2 protein-coding genes are annotated in these 1,694 nt (G+C 69.8%); both read left to right on the plus strand.

Features of this window, described 5'->3' with window-relative positions; genetic code table 11:
• Positions 1–280 precede the first annotated feature (280 nt).
• Positions 281–901 (plus strand): ATP-dependent Clp protease proteolytic subunit, encoded by a 621-nt coding sequence (locus ACFRQN_RS40760; RefSeq protein WP_049648988.1) that lies wholly within the window; start codon positions 281–283, stop codon positions 899–901.
• Between the two features lie 56 nt (positions 902–957).
• Positions 958–1,620 carry an ATP-dependent Clp protease proteolytic subunit gene (locus ACFRQN_RS40765; RefSeq protein WP_049648953.1) on the plus strand — a complete coding sequence of 221 codons (663 nt, stop codon included), beginning with the start codon at positions 958–960 and terminating at the stop codon, positions 1,618–1,620.
• The last annotated feature ends 74 nt before the right edge of the window (positions 1,621–1,694 follow it).

The following is a 1,694-nucleotide window of genomic DNA, read 5'->3' on the forward strand; positions in this document are numbered from 1 at the left end:
ACCGTGGCGTGCGCGCCCCGGTCGCCCCTCCCGGCCGCGGCGGGCCCGGCCGCCGTCGGGGGGCCGGGCCCGCTGTCGTCCGGCCCGGCGGCCGCCGCGACCCTGCGCTCACAGCGAACAGTTCTGCGTGAGGGATTCTGCGGCCGGGCCTGCGCGTTAGGGTCCTTGGACAGCAACAATCACGACGTGATACCCGGAAGCTGTGCGACACCGCGACGGCCGTGGAGCGACCGTCCAAATCGACTGAGCAGGTGGCTAAGTGACGTTCCCGCAGATGCAGATGCCTGGCCCGATGGCACCGCACGCCGCCGCTGGTGACGTGCTCGGCGGCCTTGGCGACCAGGTCTACAACCGGTTGCTCAACGAGCGGATCATCTTCCTCGGCCAGGCGGTGGACGACGACATCGCCAACAAGATCACCGCGCAGCTGCTGCTGCTGGCCGCGGACCCGGAGAAGGACATCTTCCTCTACATCAACTCCCCGGGCGGCTCGATCTCGGCCGGCATGGCGATCTACGACACCATGCAGTACATCAAGAACGACGTCGTCACCATCGCGATGGGCATGGCGGCCTCGATGGGCCAGTTCCTGCTCACCGCGGGCGCCCCGGGCAAGCGCTTCTCGCTGCCGAACTCCACGATCCTGATGCACCAGCCCTCCGCGGGCCTCGGCGGTTCCGCCACCGACATCCGGATCCAGGCCGAGCAGCTGCTCCGCACCAAGAAGCGGATGTCCGAGCTGATCGCGCACCACAGCGGCCAGTCCTTCGAGCAGATCACCGCCGACTCCGACCGCGACCGCTGGTTCACCCCGGAGGAGGCCCTGGAGTACGGCCTCATCGACGCGATCATGCACAGCGCCGCGGACGTCCCCGGCGGCGGCGGCACGGGCGCTGCCTGAGCCTCGGCCCGGCCCGCGACACCACAGCCCCAACGCCTCGGAGGACAAGGACCCCCATGAACATCCCCAGCCTGTCGGCCGCCCAGGCCCGCGTCGAGGACATGCGCGCCGAGGGCCGCTACATCGTCCCGCGCTTCGTCGAGCGCACCACGCAGGGCATCCGCGAGTACGACCCGTACGCCAAGCTGTTCGAGGAGCGCATCATCTTCCTCGGCTCGCAGGTCGACGACGTCTCGGCGAACGACATCATGGCGCAGCTGCTGTGCCTGGAGTCGATGGACCCGGACCGCGAGATCCAGATGTACATCAACTCGCCCGGCGGCTCGTTCACGGCCCTGACGGCCATCTACGACACCATGCAGTACGTGAAGCCGGACATCACCACGGTCTGCATGGGCCAGGCGGCCTCCGCCGCGGCCGTGCTGCTCGCGGCCGGCACCCCCGGCAAGCGGATGGCGCTGCCGAACGCCCGGATCCTCATCCACCAGCCGTACACCGAGACCGGCCGCGGCCAGGTGTCCGACCTGGAGATCCAGGCCAAGGAGATCTTCCGGATGCGCGAGCAGCTGGAGGAGATGCTGTCCAAGCACTCCAACCGGACGGCGGAGCAGGTGCGCGAGGACATCGAGCGCGACAAGATCCTGACCGCCGAGGAGGCCGCCGAGTACGGCCTGATCGACCAGATCATCTCCACCCGCAAGACCTCGCTGACCTCCTGAGGTCGGCTCCCTCCGGCCCGCGAGCGGGTCGGCGGGGCCCGTCGGGGCGGGGGGGGGGCACCCGGGGGGCCCCC

This window comes from Kitasatospora sp. NPDC056800 (assembly GCF_042789775.1).
GTDB lineage: Bacteria > Actinomycetota > Actinomycetes > Streptomycetales > Streptomycetaceae > Kitasatospora.